This is a genomic window from Polynucleobacter sp. MG-28-Ekke-A2, assembly GCF_035012985.1.
In the GTDB taxonomy this organism is placed as follows: Bacteria; Pseudomonadota; Gammaproteobacteria; order Burkholderiales; family Burkholderiaceae; genus Polynucleobacter.
Map to the genome: position 1 here is coordinate 1 of NZ_JAYGQU010000005.1, position 19,566 is coordinate 19,566.

Sequence of the window (19,566 nt, forward strand, 5' to 3'; positions counted from 1 at the left end):
ACCCGCTTAAGACCGCCTGACTTTAGAAACTCTTTAACTACCTTTAGCTTGAACTGCTTGCTGTACTTGCTCATAAAACAAAACCCCCTTGGTTGGACATAGCGTCCAACTTTTGGGGGTCAGTTCAGAGGGTGGCTTTTGAAATGCTGTAATTTTTTAAATTACATGCCGCGGTAAGCGCCGTCAAAATCATAGTGACGAGCAGGCTTGTCTTGGCTTGGTTTGCTTTCAGAAAAAAGCTGGTTAATCATATTCAATAAAACAGTCATTTGAATCTCCTTAAGGGTTAGTACCTAGATTATAACCCTAATACTATTGCGGTGCAACAGGCCAAAAAAACAGGAAAAAGTGTAGTAAGTCTCTGTTTTTGTAGGGAATTATCTCAATTTAGGGGGAATGCCCCAGTGACACCTGCCGAACTGGGATTGGCGTGGCAAATCCTTTTTAGCGGAAGCGATCTAGCAGCTTTTTACTAACTTTATCCAAGTGCGTAGAGTCTTTGATGAGAAATTGCAGTCCGTTGGAATCGGCAATAAGCAATGTATTGCCAGCAATTCGACGAATATCTTCCTCACCCTTGAGGCGAATTCGTGTTGGACCTCGATCCGTTTCGATATCCCAAATACTAGGAGTGGCGAACGTAGAAACCTTAGCGATCTTCTCAATGACTGGCATGAACTCGCGCTCCGCCAGTTCTTCCTCGATCAATCCAAGTTCTGCTTCAGAAATAGCGGTGACATCCGGGAACCAACAAAGCTCTTTTCCAGATTGATTCATGATGCCAATACCCGCAGCAGGCGCGGTAATTGGAAAAGCTCTGACAGGATGAACGCCAATGTGTCGCTCACCTTTGTTGTCGATAAAGACTAGACGGCCTAGCGCATCACGCTCTAACTGATGAGTCTGACTCATACTCCACCCCCAATGTGCTTAGCTACTTCTTCCAGTTTTTCTTCTTGCTCTTCTTCCAGACTTTCACCAATAGCACCGCCTTCAACGAGCTCTGCAGCATGACGCAGCTGGGCTTGATACAGGGTGTAATACGCGCCCCGGGCTTCCATCAGCTGATCGTGAGAGCCTATTTCCACAATCTCACCTTTATCTAGAACCACTAAGCGATCTGCTTTTCTTAAGGTGGAGAGGCGATGGGCGATTGCAATCGTAGTGCGGCCCTTAACCAGGTTATCCAAAGCACGCTGAATTTCTTTTTCAGTAGTGGTGTCAACCGATGATGTTGCTTCATCCAGGATCAAAATACTTGGATTAATCAGCAATGCACGAGCAATGGATATGCGCTGACGTTCGCCACCAGAAAGTGATTGACCGCGCTCCCCTACTAAGGAGTCATAACCTAAAGGAAGGCGAAGAATAAATTCATGGGCATGAGCGGCGCGTGCTGCCTCAATAATTTCTTCGCGAGTTGCATCTGGTTTGCCATAAGCAATATTTTCAGCAATCGTGCCAAAGAATAAGAACGGCTCTTGCAATACCAGACCAATACGTTTGCGATAGTCGGCAATGCCGATGCTGCGAATATCACGCCCATCCAATGAAATTGCACCAGAACTCACATCATAGAAGCGGCAAATCAAGTTCACCAAAGTACTCTTACCGGAACCACTGTGCCCCACTAAGCCAATCATTTCACCAGGGGCAATATCCAAATCAATGCCTTTGGAGACAGCACGGTTACCGTAGCGGAAACCTACGCCACGTAAAGAGATGCGACCCTTAACCTCACCTAGAGGCGCTGGATTAATCGGCTCCGGAACGCTAGAGACGTGATCCAAGATATCAAAGATGCGCTTAGCGCCAGCAGCCGCTTTCTGCGTATGAGAAACAATGCGACTCATGGAATCTAAGCGGATATAAAAACGTCCAATGTATGCCAAGAAAGCAATCAAAACACCAACAGAAATTTTCTGGTGCGCAACTTGCCAGATACCAAAACCCCACACCACTAGTAGACCGGTTTCAGTTAGCAAGGTTACCGTAGGAGAAAATAATCCCCATACGCGATTCACGCGATCATTGATTTGTAGATTATGTTTATTAGAATCCACGAAGCGCTTCAGCTCGCGATCCTCTTGGGCAAAGGCTTTGACTACCCGAATGCCTGGAATAGTGTCCGCCAAAATATTAGTTACTTCAGACCAGATGCGATCAATCTTTTCAAAACCAAAACGCAAACGATCGCGCACTATATGAATCATCCAAACAATGAATGGCAATGGTGCCAAGGTAACTAAGGCCAGCAAAGGATCAATGGATACCAGGATGGCCGCGGTCATGGTGATCATCAACACATCGGTAGCAAAGTCCAGCGCGTATAAGGAGAGGAAAACGCAAATACGATCGGTCTCAGCGCCAATGCGGGCAATCAAGTCACCAGTTCTCTTGCCGCCAAAGTATTCCAGCGAAAGTTTGAGTAGGTGCTCGAAAGTAGTATTGCGTAAATCAGCACCAATGCGCTCACTCACCAATGCAAGTAAATAGGTCTTCCACCAACCCAGACCCCAAGCAACAATTGCAGCGCCAAACAATGCCAACAGATACATGCTGGCCAAATGAAAATCAATAGGATTGCCGCGCTCATATGGAATCAACACATGATCCATTAATGGCATAGTGAGGTAAGGCGGAATTAAAGTCGCACCCGTAGATAGCAGGGTCAATACAAATCCCAGCAACAATTGTTTCTTGTAGGGCCGTGCAAAACGCCAGAGTTTAAATAGCGTCCAAGTAGATGGCGGTGCATCGTCCTCAGGATCACAAGTCGGACAAGAATCCGAATTCGCGGGCTTAGGACTTAAGCAAACTGGGCAAACTTGCTTGTCATACTCGCTGACCTCACCATTGCTAACTTCTTCACCACGAGTTAATTGCTTAAAACTGGACTGGAAGCGAAGCGCTTGGGGATTAACCGCCAAGGTGAAATTCCAGGAACTCAGCAATTTATCGGGGGTTTCTAGGCGTAGATGCCCTACTCCAGCATGATCACCGTGGATTAAATGGGTGTTTTTCTCCAACTTCCAGGAGTGAAATACCTTGCCGTCCATCCAAAATAGACCTTGTTCGTTGAGCAAAAGCAGGCTTTTTTCAAAGCGTAAATCGGCGCCTAAATCGAGCTCAACCCACGCTAACAGGGCTTCGGGGCTCTTTATCGGGGAAGTTTCAGCCTCCAAAATAGCCAGCCAATAGCTAGGTAGCACAGGGGCAAAAGGTAGGATTTGTGGCTTCATTGACCTTAAAAGTATAGTGGAGCTGAATTTTTTAGATTTATTGCTCCTGTCAACTTTAGAGGGTCAAAAGCCGTTAAATTGTCTAAGTAGGCCCTTTTATGAATTTTTGTCAATTTTGTGAGTTTTTCAAATAACTATTAGAAACAGAGAGACTGTCTGACGCGTCAACGCCAAAAGCTGGCGCCGACCATCGCAACACTGCATATGCCCCAATTACTAGATAAATCCATCGAGATTCTGAGCGTTAAGCATCTCCGTGGTCCCAATATGTGGACTTACCATCCCGTAATTGAGGTTTGGCTCGATATTGGCGATTTAGAGGACTACCCCTCTAACCTGATTCCCGGCTTTTATGACCGCCTAGTAAAAGCCCTTCCAAGTCTCGTTGAACATCGCTGTAGTTATGGTGAAACCGGCGGCTTCCTGAAACGCGTTGAAGAAGGCACATGGCCTGCACATATTATGGAGCACCTCACGCTTGAACTACAAAATTTAGCCGGCATACCTGGCGGCTTTGGTAAAGCACGTGACGGCGATAGGCGCGGTGTTTACAAAGTGATGGTTAGCGCAATAAATGAGGAGGTCACACTCACCGCCCTCAAATATGCGCGTGATCTTTATTTGGCCATAGCGCAAGACAATGCTGACTGCGTTGCTCTGGTGCAAACCATCATCGAAAATTTACGTGATCTTGGCGATGATCTTTTGCTGGGTCCAAGTACAGCATGCATTGTGAATGCAGCTGAAGAGCGCGGCATTCCATCAATTCGTTTATCTGAAGGCAACCTGGTTCAACTGGGTTACGGCGCTAAACAACGCCGCATCTGGACAGCAGAGACCGATCAAACAAGCGCAATAGCTGAAACCATTTCTCGCGATAAGGATTTAACTAAGAGCTTGCTATGTAGCGCTGGAGTTCCAACGCCTGAGGGCAGAACTGTTACCAGCCCTGATGATGCCTGGGAAGCGGCGCAAGATATTGGCTTACCTGTAGTGGTTAAGCCGATCGATGGCAATCATGGCCGCGGTGTATTTATCAATCTCTATACCCAACAAGAAATTGAAGCCGCTTACGCTGTTGCGATTGATGAAGGTAGCGAAGTATTAGTTGAGCGTCATATTGTTGGTGATGAGCATCGCTTACTAGTTGTAGGCAACAAAGTAGTTGCTGCGGCAAAAGGTGAAACCGTATGGGTCACTGGTGATGGCAAACATACCGTTCATGAGCTCATTCAAATACAGATTAATTCTGATCCCCGTCGCGGCACTGCGGAAGAACATCCTCTTAATCCTGTGCGCATAGATTCTGCAGTAGAGCTCGAGCTGGCACGTCAACAATTAAAGGGTGATAGTGTTCCTGCAATAGATCACAAAGTACTCATTCAGAGCAACGGCAACGTGGCATTTGACGTCACTGATTCAATTCATCCTGATGTTGCCAGTCAAGTAGCCTTAGCTGCTCGTGTCGTTGGTCTTGAAATTGCTGGCGTTGATTTAGTGGCTCAGGACATTAGCAAACCATTGGCAGATCAAAACGCTGCCATTGTTGAAGTCAATGCTGGTCCTGGCCTGCTGATGCATCTAAAGCCTGCCAGCGGCAAACCACAACCCGTTGGCAAAGAGATAGCAAATCACCTCTTCCCGCCTGGAGTGGATTTCCGCATTCCAGTAGTTGGCGTCTGTGGTGAACGAGGCAAAACCCCTGTCGCCGAAATGATTGCCCATTTCTTACGCTTAACTAATGTGTATGTTGGACTGTCTTGCAGTAAAGGATTGTTTTTCGGCAACCGCGCCATTCCCAATTCCAATGCATCGAATTGGGAAAATGCCCGACGCACTCTTCTGAATCGTGCAGTAGAAGCGGTGGTGATTGAGAACAATCATTTGTCAATGTTGATTGAAGGCTTAGCTTACGATCGTTGCCAAGTTGGCGTAGTTCTCAATGTCGATCCAACAGCCAACTTCCCGCAGTACGCTATTTACGATGAAGATCAAGTCTTTAGTGTCGTTCGTACTCAAGTTGATGTCGTTCTTCCAACAGGCGTTGCCGTACTCAATGCCGATGACCTAATGTGTGTGCAAATGGCCGAGCTTTGTGATGGTCAGGTGATTTTCTTTACTGAGAATTCGGACTCTGAGATTGTCAAAGCCCACTTAACAAACGGTGGTCGTGCCGTTGTCATTGGTAAACAGCAAATTACCTTGAAGTCTGGAATGCTGGATCAGAAATCTATTCCTGTGCCGCATCACTCAGAAGCCAACCACTCTACTCCTTGGAAAACCATGAATTTAGGTGCAGCTATAGCAGCAGCCTGGGCTCTGGAAATTCCATTTAACGTTATCGAAGCAGGCGCAGAAACATTCGTGCCTGACGCCACTACTGCTACAGGGGCTTAATTGGAAATTACCCGTATTCGCATGTTGCGCGGCCCAAATCTATGGAGCCGCCACACCGCCTTAGAAGCGATTGTTTCTTGTGATGAGTCTGAACGCTCAATCGACTCTATCCCTCAATTTGAAACCAAGATTCGCGAGCGCTTTCCTCAGCTAGGGAGCATGCGTCGCGGTGGCCACAATGAAGTGCTTTCTTTAGCCCATGCTCTTGAGCATGCAGCGCTTGGTCTTCAAGCTCAAGCGGGTTGCCCCGTTACCTTTAGTCGCACAGTGCAAACAGTCGATGTTGGTGTTTATCAAGTGGTAGTGGAATACACCGAAGAAGTCGTGGGTCGCATGGCTTTCGACTTTGGTTTTGCTTTGATTCAAGCAACACTCAACGATGCGCCATTTGATCTCGCTGCCGCCCTCTCAGAGTTAGAAGCTCTTTACGAAGACGTTCGCCTTGGACCAAGTACTGGATCCATTGTTGATGCCGCATTACAACGTAACATCCCCTACCGCCGCATGACTGAAGGCAGCATGGTGCAATTTGGTTGGGGCAGCAAACAAAAACGTATTCAAGCTGCAGAGACTAGCGATACCAGCGCAATTGCTGAAGCGATTGCCCAAGATAAAGAACTCACCAAGAACTTACTTGCCGCTGCTGGCGTGTCAGTTCCTATTGGCGAAGTAGTTACCACCGCTGATGATGCTTGGCGTGCCGCTCAAAAAATTGGTGGTCCGATTGTTTTAAAGCCGAAAGATGGCAATCAAGGCAAAGGCGTTGTTGCCAACATTCAAACTGAAGAAGAAGTGCGCGCTGGCTTTGTTGTCACTCAAGCCTTTGGCCGTGAAACGATTGTTGAGCGCTATCTTCCTGGTGCAGACTATCGCCTACTCGTCGTTGGCAACCGCCTCTCGGCCGCTGCTCGGCGTGAGCCAGCACAAGTAGTTGGTGATGGCAGTCACACCGTTGCCGAACTTGTTGAAATCGAGAATAAAAATCCATTGCGTGGTGATGGTCATGCAACAGCATTAACCAAAATTCGCTTTGATGACATTGCCATGGCGCATCTTGCAAGCTCTGGTCTTACCCCACAATACGTGCCCAAGACTGGCGAACGCGTTCTGCTCCGCAATAATGCCAATCTCAGTACAGGCGGAACCGCTACTGATGTTACCGATGATGTACACCCGGATGTAGCAGCGAGCGCAGTCGCGGCCGCCCAGATGATTGGACTTGATATTGCTGGTGTAGACATCCTTTGCGAAAATATCTACAAGCCATTGGAACAACAAGGTGGCGGTATTGTTGAAGTCAATGCTGCGCCTGGTTTACGTATGCATCTCAAGCCTTCGTATGGCAAAGGACGTCCCGTTGGCGAAGACATCATCAATATGATGTTCCCACTAGGTGAAGATGGCCGCATTCCAGTGGTAGCGGTTACCGGTACAAACGGTAAAACCACTACCGTTCGCTTGATTTCTCATTTATTAAATGAAACTGGCCTACGTGTTGGTATGACAGGAACTGATGGTGTTTACATCAATCATCGCCTTATCGATACCGGCGATTGCAGCGGGCCTAAGAGTGCCAGAAATGTCCTGATGCATCCAGATGTTGATGCGGCTGTACTTGAAACTGCTCGTGGTGGAATGCTCCGCGAAGGTCTTGGCTTTGATCGCTGCGAAGTTGCGGTTGTAACCAATATTGGCGAAGGTGATCACTTGGGCCTTAATTACATTACCAGCGTTGAGGATTTAGCCATTCTCAAGCGCGTAATTGTGCAAAACGTTGCCCCAACTGGTGCCGCAGTGCTCAATGCGGCAGACCCAATGGTTGTGAAGATGGGTGACAAGTGTTCTGGTCGAGTGATTTTCTTTGCCCAAAATCAACATCACCCAGTTATTGCTGCTCATCGCGCCAAGAATAAAAAAGTTATTTATTTTGACGGCACCTATATTGTTGCGTCCAAGGGATCACGTGTGATGTATCGCTTCCCCATTAGCGAAATTCCCCTGACCCAAAATGGCGTACTAGGCTTCCAAATTGAAAATGCCATGGCTGCGATTGGCGCAGCCTGGGCCCTTGGTCTTGATGCAGAAAAGATTGCTCGCGGTTTACATAGCTTCGAAAGCGATCCGAATTCAGTGCCGGGGCGGTTTAATCAATTCCAACACAATGGCGCCACCGTCATTGCTGACTATGGTCACAACCCCGATGCTATGCGCGCCCTTACTAGCGCAGTTGAGGCCATGAAACCCAAGAAGAGCCACGTGGTCATTAGCGGTGCCGGTGATCGTCGTGACGAAGATATCCGTGATCTAACTCGTATCTTGGGCAACTCTTTTGACAACGTCATTCTTTATCAAGATGCCTGCCAGCGTGGTCGTGAAGATGGTGAAGTATTAAAGCTATTGCAAGAAGGCTTAGTTGGCGCAACTAAGGCAAAGCAAGTTCAAGAGATACATGGTGAATTTAAAGCGATTGATACCGCACTTAACGATCTTGCTGCTGGCGATATCTGCTTAATTCTGATTGATCAAGTGGAAGAGTCTCTTGCCTATCTTAAGCAGCAGGTAAGACCTTAATAACTACTTCTGCCAATAAAAAACCCAATCAATCGATTGGGTTTTTTATTATGAAGTGAGATTACTTATGCGTGATAGTGCATGATGCGATCAATCTCTTCTTTAGAGCCCAGCATTACAGAAACACGCTCATGCAAGTCAGTTGGCTGCAAATCCATAATGAGATCCGTTCCATTAGTAGATGCACCACCCGCCTGCTCTACCAGGAAACTCATTGGATTGGCTTCGTACATCAGGCGCAACTTACCTGGCTTGTGCGGTTCACGCTGATCCCATGGGTACATAAACACCCCGCCACGAGATAAAACACGGTGCACATCCGCCACCATGGAAGCGATCCAACGCATATTGAAGTCCTTGTCACGCGTCCCACTAACGCCAGCTAAGCACTCTTCAACATAACGACGAACTGGGTCAGCCCAGTGGCGCATATTGGACATATTGATTGCAAACTCTTTAGTCGAATGAGAAATCTTGACCGCATCCTTGATAAGCAAAAACTCACCAGTCACCTTATTCAAGGTAAACATCACCACACCATCACCCAGAGTCAAGGCCATCGTTGTTTGAGGACCATACACTACATAACCCGCAGCAACTTGATGACGTCCTGACAATAAAAAGTCAGAGGTCTGTAACGGTGCATTCGGGTCCTGCTTCTTGAGGACTGAGAAAATGGTTCCAATCGATACGTTCACATCAATGTTGGATGAGCCATCGAGTGGATCAAACAACAGTAGATAATCACCTGTACCTTGAACGGGAACTGGGAGCTCCATTTCTTCTGAAGCTAAACCTGCGAGTGATTTACAACCTTTAACGCCATCAATTAATAGATCATTAGCAATGATGTCGAGCTTTTGTTGAACTTCACCCTGCACGTTGCCAGTGCCTGCGGAACCCAACAAGCCAATCAAGGCGCCCTGCGCTACTTCATGACTGAGAGTTGAGCAGGTATTAACAACCGCGATCAGCAAATCTTGCAATCCAGCCGGGACAGCAACTACAGCCGGCTTTGTGGAGGTCAAATATTGCTTGAAATTGATATGGGTACTTGAGGACAAAGGTATTTCTCCAAAGCTCTAATGAAATTAAGGTCTATTTTGCCTTGTTCCGAATGCCAACCTCAAAATATTGATATTTCCCATCTAAATGATCATTTGGGCACTTAACCACTCTAATTTTGATGTTATTTTAGATGTTATAATACATCAATAATGATGAGGAATATATATGAGAACTACTGTCACGATTGACGACGATCTATATCAAAGAGGTTTGGATCTTGCTGACCCTGATATGGATAAAGCTGATCTCTTCAGGGAGGCCATTAACGTATTCATAAGAGTTCAAGTTGCTAAGAGGTTGGTAGCATTGGGTGGTAAATCACCTCAGATGAAGGCTATTCCTCGCCGCAAACCGAAAGATGGCCAGTAATCATGACCATGGTTTTAGTTGACACATCAGTCTGGGTAGCTCACTTTAGAAAGTCAAATGTATCTTTCGAAGCTCTACTACTAAATGACCAAATACTGTGTCATCCCCTAATTCAAATAGAATTAGCCTGCGGATCACCCCCATCGCCACGCTCTAAAACCTTGGGCTATATTAAAAAATTACGACAAGCAACTATAGCCACCCCTTATGAAATATTGGAGTTTATTGAAAAGCATCAACTTCAAGAATCTGGATGTGGGGCAATTGATGTGTCACTCCTTACATCAACTCTGCTTTCAGAAAATGCCCAGCTTTGGACTCTGGATAAGAGCCTAGAAAAGCTTGCAATTCGATTGGGTATTTCGTACGGCAATAAGCTCCATTAACTTCTTAGTTACCCAGCGCCTTTCCAATCACTTCCCTTACATCGGGAGAAAGTGTTGGGCATGCAGAAACACGCTCTAGAGCCGCTTTCATATGATCTTGATAGGGCTGGGCAAATAAACGCCAGCGGTCCAGCGCTCTTGCAAGACGAGCCGCTACTTGAGGATTAATAGGATCTAGAGCGAATACGCTATCGGCCCAGAACTCATAACCACTGCCATCCGCCTGATGAAAGCTAGCTGGATTGTTAGCGCAGAACGAATGAATCACGCTGCGAACTCGGTTTGGATTGTTTAACTTAAATGCAGGATGCTCACGAAGTTTCTTCACCTCAGTAAGGGTGGAGTCAAGACCGTCAACAGGGGGACAACTAGATTGCAAGCCAAACCACTTATCGATTACTAAAGCATCATTCGCAAATCGATTGTAAAAATCAATTAAGCAATCTTTAGCTTGTTTTGCGCCGTGTACCACTAATACAGATAAGGCTGCATAGCGGTCAGTCATATTGTCAGCAATTTGATATTGATTAGCTGCCATTGGCGCCCACACTGCTGGCGCCGCCTCAAGCAACATGCTCAATGCTAGATTTTTCAGGGCACGCTTACCAGCATCTACCCCATCAGACTTAAATGGTCCAGGTGTTTGCATCTGCTGATACAAGGCAGCCCACTCAAGTTGCAACTGTTTGGCAATCTCTTTACGGAAAGCGCGTCGCGCTGCAAATATCTTCTGAGGATCTACGCTCGTGCATTGCTCATACAAATAAGACTCTGCAGGCAGTGTTAAAGCCAGATCCTTAAAGGCTGGATCCAAATTAGGGTCTAGCAAGATATTGCGGTACGCTTCAATCAGTTTTTCATCAGGCAAACGATTATTTAAAATCATTTGCATAGCCAACTTCTGACCAGCCTCCCAACGATTAAATGCATCATCATCGCTTGAGAATAAAGTGAGAAGATCTGCCTCGGATTGCTTGAAATCTAAGTTAATCGGCGCAGAGAAGTTGCGATTAATCGAAAGCACTGGTCGCTCTTCAATATGGTTAAAAGTCCAAGTTTGAGTTTCTTGCGTTAATTCCAATAATTGTTCAGCTTGTTCATTCGCCTTTGTAATTAATCGCATCATCAGTGGAATATGAAAGGGCTTCTTCTCCGGCCGGCCTGGGCTAGGCGGGCAACTTTGCATCAGCGTCAGCTGGTACTGCTTTGTAGCGGCGTCATAGTGCTCTTGCACCTGAACTCTGGGGGTGCCTGCCTGGCTGTACCAATTCTTAAACTGAGTCAGGTCCTTGCCATTAGCATCAGCCATCGCGGCTAAGAAATCATCACAGGTAACCGCCTGACCATCATGGCGCTTAAAGTACAGATCCATTCCTTTGCGGAAGCCGTCTTTACCCAAAAGAGTTTGATACATCCTAACAACTTCCGAACCCTTCTCATAAACAGTAACGGTATAGAAGTTATTGATTTCTTGGTACTCATCTGGGCGAATCGGATGCGCCATCGGGCCCGCATCTTCAGGAAATTGCAATTGACGAAGCAATCGAACATCTTCAATTCGCTTTACCGCCCTACCGGATTCACTACCCATTTGATCAGCAGAAAACTCTTGATCTCTAAATACTGTCAAACCCTCTTTCAGGGATAGCTGAAACCAATCCTGACAAGTGACACGATTACCGGTCCAGTTATGGAAGTATTCATGGGCAACGACACTCTCAATATTGGCAAAGTCTGCATCTGTCGCAGTCTCTGGCTGGGCAAGAACAAACTTGGTATTGAAAATATTCAAACCCTTGTTTTCCATTGCCCCCATATTGAAGTCACTTACCGCCACAATCATGAAGCGCTCTAAATCCAACTCCAATCCAAAACGCTTTTCATCCCAATGAATAGAGGCTATTAGGGAGTCCATGGCATGTCGAGTCTTCTTGAGGTCATGCGGCTCAACCCAGATCTGCAGTAACTTCTTAGCACCGCTGCTAGTGGTGATGGTCTCTTCAATACATTCCAACTTACCAGCAACCAAGGCAAACAAATAGGAGGGCTTAGGAAATGGGTCTTCCCAAGTAGCGCTATGCCATCCATTAGGTAGTTTTTCTGTAGTTAGTAAGTTGCCGTTGGATAACAGCACCGGGCACTCTGCTTCGCGTGCACGCAATGTCACGCGATAACGCGCCATCACATCCGGGCGATCCAAGAAGTAAGTAATCTTCCTGAAACCCTCTGCCTCACATTGAGTGAAAAAGTTCCCGTTGGAAACATACAAGCCCATCAGAGTAGTATTTTTTTCTGGAACGCAAACGCAAATAATTTCTATGACAAACTTTTCTTTACCTTCATTTGGCAGCGTATGAATCGTTAGTGTTTCTGGTGTTAATTCAAAATGACGATGAGCCTCACCATTGATGCGCAAACTAACAAACTCGAGCTCTTGCCCGACCAAAACCAAGGGGGCTCCTGCCTTAAAACTTTTGCCTGGCAAAACCTCAATACGACTTTTCACAATGGTTCGCGCTGGATCCAGAGCGATATCGAGTTCGACTTGATCGAAGGTGTATACAGGCGGGAGGTATTCGAGCCTACGAAAGCTCTGGGGGAGATCAGTTTTCATGAGCCTATTTTAAGTCTTGGCTGGCAGACAGGCTGGTTCGCTATCTCAGGCCCATATTAGGGTAGCCAAACCAATTGCAATAAAGGTGACAGCTGCAACCGCGTGCACCCACTTAATTGGCATGCGTTTCGTGAATTTCTGACCAATCCAGACGGCAGGGGCATTTGCCAGCATCATCCCCAATGTGGTGCCAACTGTTACAGAAACTACATCCTCGAAGCGGGCGCCCAGGGCAATGGTCGCAATTTGCGTCTTATCGCCCATCTCGGCCAAAAAGAATAAGCCTACCGTGAGCAAAAATACCTGGGGAGCCCTATCAATTACCTTTGAGCCGGCTGCATCATCAATATGATCTGGCACAAGTAACCATAAGCCGATTCCTAAAAAACTCAAGCCTAAAATCCAACGCATCACATCTGGAGACACTAAAGTCGTAAGCCAATGACCTAATAATGCAGCACAGGTATGATTAGCAATAGTGGCAATAAAGATGCCTGCAATGATCGCTAATGCTTGCTTGGGATAGCGAGCCGCAAGCATTAATGAAAGCAATTGCGTTTTATCCCCCATCTCCGCCAGAGCAACTACCCCAGCAGAGAGGGTTAAGGCTGAAAAATCCATAAATGATATGGGTCCAGTAAGTTTTGCGTATCAGAGATAGTTTAAATCCTAGGACTCACTAGACCCAATCATTTTGGAAATATATTGCTATGCCACTAAAAGCTCCTCAGCCAGCGCATAGTCTAGGCCCTGAGCCATTGCAACTGGCTTTGATGTCAACACCCCTTTGTGCACACTCAAACCATTGCGCAAGTGATGATCAATTGAGAGCGCTTTCATAACTCCCCGGTTTGCCAAAGCCTCAACAAACGGATAAGTCGCGTTGGTTAAAGCAAAGGTAGATGTTCTTGCAACTGCTCCGGGCATATTGGCAACGCAATAATGAATTACACCGTCCACCACGAAGGTTGGGTCCGCATGCGTAGTAGGCTTGGATGTTTCAAAACAGCCGCCTTGATCAATGGCAACATCCACCACAACCGAACCAGGCTTCATTGTTTTAATCATGTCATGCGTAACCAACTTGGGAGCTGCTGCACCAGGTAGCAAAACCGCTCCAATCACGACATCAGCTTCACATACCTCTTGTTCAATCAGTAAACTGTCAGAATAAAAAGTTCTCACTCGATTGCCATAGAACATATCGATCTGGCGTAAGCGATCAATATCACGATCAAAGATGCAAACATCAGCCCCCATGCCAACCGCTATTTGCAAAGCATTACGGCCCACCACTCCACCACCCAGAATGACAATCTTTGCTGGCGATACACCAGGAACACCTGCCATCAACACACCTAAGCCACCATTGGTCTTTTCTAAATGGGATGCAGCTGCCTGAATAGACATGCGGCCAGCTACTTCACTCATGGGCGCCAATAGAGGGAGGGCGCCATTCATAGCAGTCACTGTTTCATAGGCAATACAGGTAGCGCCTGATTGCAACAAAGCTTTTGTCTGCCTTGGATCTGGTGCTAAGTGTAAATAGGTAAACAGAATTTGATCCTCGCGCAACATGGCACATTCTTGCGCCTGAGGCTCTTTGACTTTCACAATCATCTCCGCCCTTTGAAACACTTCTGCTGCACTATTCACGAGGCCGGCACCGGCAAGCCGATAAGACTCATCCGTTAAGCCAATTTGCTCGCCAGCACCTCTCTGAATCAGAACAGAATGCCCCTGTTTACAAAGTCCACTGACATTACCGGGGGTTAATCCAACCCGGAACTCATTATTTTTAACCTCTTGAGGTACGCCAATAATCATTGCCTTCTCCTATTATTTAAAGTCACGTTGGTTTGCTGTTTTGCGATGTAGGCCCACGACATAAAACATTGCGAGATACACGCCCAATAAACACGGCCCCACGATGAGTGCGATCCATGCATCCTCATGAAAGCCCATCAACACCACCACCAATCCGATAAATGCCAGAGCAAACCATGAGGAATAAGGCCACCAAGGAGCGCGATACCCTAACTCCGCCACTTGCGATTTAGAGAGCGAGCGACGGAATTTGATCTGTGTAATCAAGATTGCAATCCAAACCATTAAGCCAATAAAGGTCACTGCAGCCATCATGTATTGGAAGGCTTTGTCAGGTACGAAGTAGTTCAGCACTACACCTGACATACAGACTCCGACTGTAGTCATCACCGCTCGATGAGGAACGCCATACTTTGAAAGCTTTGAAAAAGATCTAGGAGCGTAGCCGTTAGACGATAAGGAATACAACAAGCGCCCGCCACTAAAGATGCCTGCATTACATGAAGAGAGCGCTGCAGTGATCACGACAAAGTTAATTAAGCCCGCCGCTTCTCGCAAACCCAACCTCTCAAACATCACTACGAATGGACTGCCTTGCTGCCCAACTTGATTCCACGGAAAGATTGCCAAAATAACTAAGATGGCGCCCATGTAGAAAATGAGAATGCGCCAAGCCAAAGAATCTATGGCCATCGGAATAGTTTTTTGTGGGTTCTCAGCCTCGCCCGCAGAAAGACCAATCATTTCTATACCAACATAAGCAAACAAGACCATTTGCAATGACAACAACATTCCGCCGATACCATTTGGAAAGAAGCCGCCGTGTTGCCATAAATTATTCAGGCCAATGGGCTGCCAATCATTCGTAAAGCCAAACAAGATGACTGAACCTCCAAGCGCAATCATCGCGACAATCGCAACTACTTTAATAAGGGCAAACCAAAACTCAAACTCTCCAAATACCTTTACTGCAATCAGGTTGATTAAACCCATCATCACGATAGAAGAAAGTGCCCAAATCCACTGCGGGGTCTCAGGAAACCAAATGCCCATATAGATGCCAACCGCTGTAACTTCAGCAATTCCAACCACAATCCAATAAGTCCAATATCCCCAACCCACCATATACCCCGCTAGTGGACCCACATACGTATTGGCGTAGGCTGCGAAAGAACCGGCTACAGGTTCATGCACCGCCATTTCACCAAGTGTCCGCAGAACAATGAAGGCAACAATGCCTGCCAGCAAATAACCCAGAAGAATAGACGGACCTGCTATTTGAATTGCGCTTGCTGACCCCAGAAATAATCCAACACCGATCGTTGAGCCTAAGGCCATCAAACGAATATGCCGTACTTTGAGGTGACGTTTTAAGCCAGATTGTTCAGTCTGCAAGGGAGACCTCCTTTCGATTTGTCATTGGCAACTTGCCAACGGAGCAAAGTCTAGGGAGGACTGGTGATCAGTACTAGAGGAGGAAAATTACTAAAGTGATAAATTAAATAAATCTATTTAGGAAAATATTGAAATGTCTTTGAAATCAACGCAGAGTTTGAAATAAATTATTTCTGATTGCAAAAGAATCAGTAATTTCCTACAGGGAATCCCCTTAAGGATTTACGGCAATTTTTGAGAAAAATTTACTGCGCAGAGATGAGATTCAGAATTTCTGCTGCAGCTGCAAGCCCACAAGCAGCCGTTACCATCACGGTAGAGCCATAACCCGTGCAGGCGAGGCCTCCGCTGGAAGCCCCCGCTCGTGGTTCATACGAGTAGATCGCGCGAATGCCCATTTTTTTCTTGAGATTTCTAGAGAAACCATGATCCTGTCTTAACCCTTGGCGAACCTTAGCCAATAAAGCATCTTGTTCGGTACGAGAAAGATCTTCGCAGCGTACTGATGTGGGGTCTGACTTGCCACCAGCGGCGCCACACATGACTAAAGCACGATTATTTTTCACGGCCCACACTGATAAAGCAATTTTGGTTTGTACTGAATCAGTCGCATCCAATACCAATGCATTTGCTGGAATGAGTCGATCTAAGTTTTCTGGCTCTAAGAATTCATCGTAAGCAGTCAACTTGATCTCTGGGTTAATTTGCAGAATGCGCTCCTTCATCGCCTCGACTTTTGCTTTACCGAACTGCCCTTCTATGGCGTGCAGCTGTCGATTGGTATTGCTTTCGGAGATATGATCAAAATCAATAATGACAAGGTGTCCAATACCAGTTCGGGCTAAGGCCTCTGCGGCCCAGGACCCAACTCCACCTAGACCAGCCACAACAACCGTTGCATTCAGAAAGCGCTCGCGCAGTTCTGGCCCATAGAGTCGTGAGACCCCGCCAAAACGACGATTTTCTAAGCTGCCTTCTACCTTGTCTTCTGCCATAGCTTATCTTTATACTGAATAAATGGACCCCATTGCACAACTTCGCAAAAACTATACCTTTGGTCAGCTCTCAGAGACCGAGGTTCCCCAAGACCCGCTTCAGCTTTTCAAGCTTTGGTTTGATCAAGCGGTGAAAGCAGAATGTCCTGAACCCAACTCAATGACCTTGGCAACGGCTAACCAGGCTGGCAATCCATCAGCCCGAATTGTCTTACTAAAAGGCGCAGACCAAAATGGCTTTACCTTTTTTACTAACTACGAGAGTCAAAAAGGCAAAGACTTGGCCATCCGCCCTCAAGCAGCCCTCCTCTTCCATTGGCATGAATTAGAGCGCCAGGTACGTATTCAGGGTGTTGTTGAGCGAGTTAGTGCAGCTGAAAGTGATGAGTACTTCCATTCTCGCCCAGCCGCTTCCAGAATTGGTGCCTGGGCCTCGCCTCAGAGCGCCGCCATCCCAAACCGTGAATTCTTAGAAGAAGCGGAAAAACGTTTTAAGACAGAGTTTGGCAATACCCCTCCACGTCCAGAACATTGGGGTGGTTACCGCCTGCGCCCCAATGAAATTGAATTCTGGCAAGGTCGCCCATCTAGATTGCATGACCGCATGCACTACAAACTAGCAGGTGCCAACTGGCGAGTAAATCGCCTAGCGCCCTAGAGACCTTTAATCCTCAGGAATACTGCGGCGCTATGAGTGATTTAAATTTCGCTCTAAATTTAGCTAGCTTAGGTGCAACTACTGCCATGCAATATCCTTGATTAGGATGCTGCTGAAAATAATTCTGGTGATAGTCTTCTGCAGGATAAATAGTTGGCGCAGCATCGATCTGAGTGACCACTGGGTTGACGTAGATTTTTGAATCTTCAAGTTCTTTCACTACTTCATGCGCAATCTGGGACTGTTCTTCGCTATGAGTAAAAATGACTGAACGATATTGCGTACCATGATCGTTGCCTTGATAGTTCAAGGTAGTTGGGTCATGAATCACGAAAAGGATTTCCAATAAATCCCTAAATGAAACAATTTGCGGATCAAACAAGATATCGACAATCTCGGCATGGCCTGACACACCCGTGCAAACAGCCTCATAAGTCGGATTGGGTCTAGCGCCACCGGCGTAGCCAGAAACCACAGACCGAACTCCTGAAATTTGCTGGTAAACCGCTTCCAAACACCAAAAACAGCCCCCACCCAAGGTTGCACGCTCTAAAAGGGGTTCTTTTTTATCTAAATTTGTTTCCATGGCTTTATCCTAATGCCTTATTCCAATACCTGCCAACTATTAATAGACTATGAATCGCTTCACTATCCAGCTCGATGAAATGAAAGCAGCTTATGCTGCAGAACCAAACCCTACTCTCGAAGTGAGACTGGATCGAATTGCCCGCATTGAAAAAATGATTGAGGCAAATGAAGAAAAAATCTGTAAAGCGCTCGAGGCTGACTTCGGAGTACGCCATCCAGTGGAGACAAGGCTTGCTGAATGCCAGATGATCTATCAGGCATGCAAGTACACCCGCAAGCATCTCAAAGAGTGGATGAAGCCAGAGCAAAGAGAAGTTCCATCCTATATGGGCGCTTCACAAGCCTGGGTTGAAAGTCAATCGCTTGGCATAGTTGGCATTCTGAGTCCCTGGAACTATCCGGTTCAATTAGCGCTCATTCCAGCAATCGCCGCTTTTGCTGCTGGTAACCGTGTTTGGTTAAAGCCTTCTGAACGAAGCTCACGCACCTCTGGATTTATTGCCAGCTTAATTCAAGAATATTTTCACCCTAGTGAGTTCTGCGTCACTACTGGTGGCCCAGAAGTAGCTGAGCAATTTGCAGCACTGCCTTTTAATCATCTTTTCTTCACTGGCTCGGGAGCTATTGGCAAAAAAGTGATGCGTGCTGCCGCAGAAAATCTGACACCAGTCACTCTGGAGCTTGGCGGTACAACGCCCGTTATCATTGATAAGAGCGCCAAACTCAAAGATGCTGCTGCATCCATTGCTTACGGCAAATTACTGAACGGCGGTCAAACTTGTATTGCCCCAGACTATGTTTTGCTAGAGCAAGGCATTCAAGCAGAATTTATTCAAGAATTACAAACTGCAGCTCAAGTTCAATTTAGCAAACCAGAAGAACTAACAGGCCCGATTGATGGGCGCCAATTGGAATACTGGCAACACCTAGTCAGCGATGCGCTTGACCGTGGTGCAAAAGTGATTCCTTTACTCAATAACCCTGGTGCTGGTGCAAGACCGTTTGAACCTATCGCATTGATCAATGTTCCGCCAGAAGCCCGCATTCTTCATGAAGAAATCTTTGGGCCCATACTGCCGATCGTGACTGTTGCAGATACCTCGGCAGCGATTGCTTATGTAAACAACAAACCCAATCCCTTGGCTCTATATTGGTTTGGCAAAGACAAAAAGAATATGAAGCGCGTTTTACATGAAACGTGTTCTGGTGGCGTCACTATTAATGACACACTCCTACACATCACCATTGAAGACCTTCCTTTTGGTGGAGTGGGAGCGAGTGGTATGGGGAGTTACCACGGCAAAGCAGGCTTTGATGCCTTCAGCCATCAAAAGTCGATTCTGGAAGTACGCGGCTTTTTTGGTTTAAACCTTTTCAAGGGAACTAAAACAGCGCGTCCTCCATATGGAAAAGTGACTGAGTGGCTTTTGCGTTACCTCAAATAAAGAATCAAACA

General features: G+C 46.6%; 14 protein-coding genes and 1 pseudogene. 6 read left to right on the top strand and 9 right to left on the bottom strand.

The genetic code is table 11. From position 1 onward, the window contains the following. Window positions 1–444 precede the first annotated feature (444 nt). Window positions 445–912, bottom strand: a complete 468-nt coding sequence (locus VC188_RS04580) for a DUF1854 domain-containing protein (protein WP_323483176.1) — start codon at window positions 910–912, stop codon at window positions 445–447. Next, window positions 909–3,242 carry an ABC transporter ATP-binding protein gene (locus VC188_RS04585; RefSeq protein ID WP_323483177.1) on the bottom strand — a complete coding sequence of 778 codons (2,334 nt, stop codon included), beginning with the start codon at window positions 3,240–3,242 and terminating at the stop codon, window positions 909–911. Before VC188_RS04585 ends, VC188_RS04580 begins: the two co-directional genes overlap by 4 nt. Before the next feature lie 204 nt (window positions 3,243–3,446). Here VC188_RS04585 and cphA (VC188_RS04590) point away from each other — a divergent pair. Both cphA (VC188_RS04590) and cphA (VC188_RS04595) read left to right on the top strand, forming a co-directional pair. Beyond that, window positions 3,447–5,627 (top strand): annotated as a pseudogene (gene cphA / locus VC188_RS04590) (cyanophycin synthetase); the annotation flags it as partial. 12 nt (window positions 5,628–5,639) lie between these two features. Further along, window positions 5,640–8,210 carry a cyanophycin synthetase gene (gene cphA / locus VC188_RS04595; RefSeq protein WP_323483179.1) on the top strand — a complete coding sequence of 857 codons (2,571 nt, stop codon included), beginning with the start codon at window positions 5,640–5,642 and terminating at the stop codon, window positions 8,208–8,210. A gap of 65 nt (window positions 8,211–8,275) precedes the next feature. Here cphA (VC188_RS04595) and VC188_RS04600 read toward each other — a convergent pair whose 3' ends face one another. Beyond that, window positions 8,276–9,274 carry a class 1 fructose-bisphosphatase gene (locus VC188_RS04600; RefSeq protein ID WP_416350489.1) on the bottom strand — a complete coding sequence of 333 codons (999 nt, stop codon included), beginning with the start codon at window positions 9,272–9,274 and terminating at the stop codon, window positions 8,276–8,278. Between the two features lie 169 nt (window positions 9,275–9,443). Between VC188_RS04600 and VC188_RS04605 the strand changes: the two genes are divergently transcribed. Together VC188_RS04605 and VC188_RS04610 are read left to right on the top strand one after the other, a co-directional pair. Next, window positions 9,444–9,647, top strand: coding sequence for a type II toxin-antitoxin system VapB family antitoxin (locus tag VC188_RS04605; RefSeq protein ID WP_215320319.1), 204 nt, complete (start codon window positions 9,444–9,446; stop codon window positions 9,645–9,647). A 2-nt stretch (window positions 9,648–9,649) separates the two neighbouring features. Beyond that, window positions 9,650–10,033, top strand: coding sequence for a type II toxin-antitoxin system VapC family toxin (locus VC188_RS04610; RefSeq protein ID WP_216155655.1), 384 nt, complete (start codon window positions 9,650–9,652; stop codon window positions 10,031–10,033). A gap of 4 nt (window positions 10,034–10,037) precedes the next feature. On the opposite strand, the gene pepN is transcribed toward VC188_RS04610, so the two are convergent. The 5 genes from pepN to VC188_RS04635 all read right to left on the bottom strand — a co-directional run bounded on the left by pepN (window position 10,038) and on the right by VC188_RS04635 (window position 16,864). Next, window positions 10,038–12,647 carry an aminopeptidase N gene (gene pepN, locus VC188_RS04615; RefSeq protein WP_323483180.1) on the bottom strand — a complete coding sequence of 870 codons (2,610 nt, stop codon included), beginning with the start codon at window positions 12,645–12,647 and terminating at the stop codon, window positions 10,038–10,040. 45 nt (window positions 12,648–12,692) lie between these two features. Continuing rightward, window positions 12,693–13,268: a TMEM165/GDT1 family protein gene (locus tag VC188_RS04620; protein ID WP_323483181.1), complete on the bottom strand. Its 576-nt coding sequence runs from the start codon at window positions 13,266–13,268 to the stop codon at window positions 12,693–12,695. 87 nt (window positions 13,269–13,355) lie between these two features. Further along, the gene (ald, locus tag VC188_RS04625; RefSeq protein ID WP_323483182.1) at window positions 13,356–14,474 is read right to left on the bottom strand and encodes an alanine dehydrogenase; all 1,119 of its coding nucleotides are present in this window, start codon (window positions 14,472–14,474) and stop codon (window positions 13,356–13,358) included. Window positions 14,475–14,486: 12 nt separating this feature from the next. Next, window positions 14,487–15,869 (bottom strand): amino acid permease, encoded by a 1,383-nt coding sequence (locus VC188_RS04630; protein ID WP_416350490.1) that lies wholly within the window; start codon window positions 15,867–15,869, stop codon window positions 14,487–14,489. A gap of 245 nt (window positions 15,870–16,114) precedes the next feature. Next, window positions 16,115–16,864 carry a ThiF family adenylyltransferase gene (locus VC188_RS04635; RefSeq protein WP_215320332.1) on the bottom strand — a complete coding sequence of 250 codons (750 nt, stop codon included), beginning with the start codon at window positions 16,862–16,864 and terminating at the stop codon, window positions 16,115–16,117. A 22-nt stretch (window positions 16,865–16,886) separates the two neighbouring features. On the opposite strand from VC188_RS04635, the gene pdxH reads away from it, so the two are divergent. Next, window positions 16,887–17,522, top strand: coding sequence for a pyridoxamine 5'-phosphate oxidase (gene pdxH / locus VC188_RS04640; protein ID WP_215320334.1), 636 nt, complete (start codon window positions 16,887–16,889; stop codon window positions 17,520–17,522). Window positions 17,523–17,535: 13 nt separating this feature from the next. Here pdxH and msrA read toward each other — a convergent pair whose 3' ends face one another. Continuing rightward, a complete protein-coding gene (msrA, locus tag VC188_RS04645; protein WP_216155669.1) occupies window positions 17,536–18,108 on the bottom strand; it encodes a peptide-methionine (S)-S-oxide reductase MsrA in 573 nt (190 codons plus the stop codon). 49 nt (window positions 18,109–18,157) lie between these two features. Between msrA and VC188_RS04650 the strand changes: the two genes are divergently transcribed. Next, window positions 18,158–19,555 carry a coniferyl aldehyde dehydrogenase gene (locus VC188_RS04650; RefSeq protein WP_323483183.1) on the top strand — a complete coding sequence of 466 codons (1,398 nt, stop codon included), beginning with the start codon at window positions 18,158–18,160 and terminating at the stop codon, window positions 19,553–19,555. Window positions 19,556–19,566: the final 11 nt, after the last annotated feature.

Bases quoted from the DNA above. Each gene is read 5' to 3' on its own strand.
- msrA (WP_216155669.1), bottom strand. From the start codon at position 18,108: ATGGAAACAAATTTAGATAAAAAAGAACCCCTTTTAGAGCGTGCAACC.
- ald (WP_323483182.1), bottom strand. From the start codon at position 14,474: ATGATTATTGGCGTACCTCAAGAGGTTAAAAATAATGAGTTCCGGGTT.
- pdxH (WP_215320334.1), top strand. From the start codon at position 16,887: ATGGACCCCATTGCACAACTTCGCAAAAACTATACCTTTGGTCAGCTC.
- VC188_RS04580 (WP_323483176.1), bottom strand. From the start codon at position 912: ATGAGTCAGACTCATCAGTTAGAGCGTGATGCGCTAGGCCGTCTAGTC.
- pepN (WP_323483180.1), bottom strand. From the start codon at position 12,647: ATGAAAACTGATCTCCCCCAGAGCTTTCGTAGGCTCGAATACCTCCCG.
- VC188_RS04635 (WP_215320332.1), bottom strand. From the start codon at position 16,864: ATGGCAGAAGACAAGGTAGAAGGCAGCTTAGAAAATCGTCGTTTTGGC.
- VC188_RS04620 (WP_323483181.1), bottom strand. From the start codon at position 13,268: ATGGATTTTTCAGCCTTAACCCTCTCTGCTGGGGTAGTTGCTCTGGCG.
- VC188_RS04585 (WP_323483177.1), bottom strand. From the start codon at position 3,242: ATGAAGCCACAAATCCTACCTTTTGCCCCTGTGCTACCTAGCTATTGG.
- VC188_RS04650 (WP_323483183.1), top strand. From the start codon at position 18,158: ATGAATCGCTTCACTATCCAGCTCGATGAAATGAAAGCAGCTTATGCT.
- VC188_RS04610 (WP_216155655.1), top strand. From the start codon at position 9,650: ATGACCATGGTTTTAGTTGACACATCAGTCTGGGTAGCTCACTTTAGA.
- VC188_RS04605 (WP_215320319.1), top strand. From the start codon at position 9,444: ATGAGAACTACTGTCACGATTGACGACGATCTATATCAAAGAGGTTTG.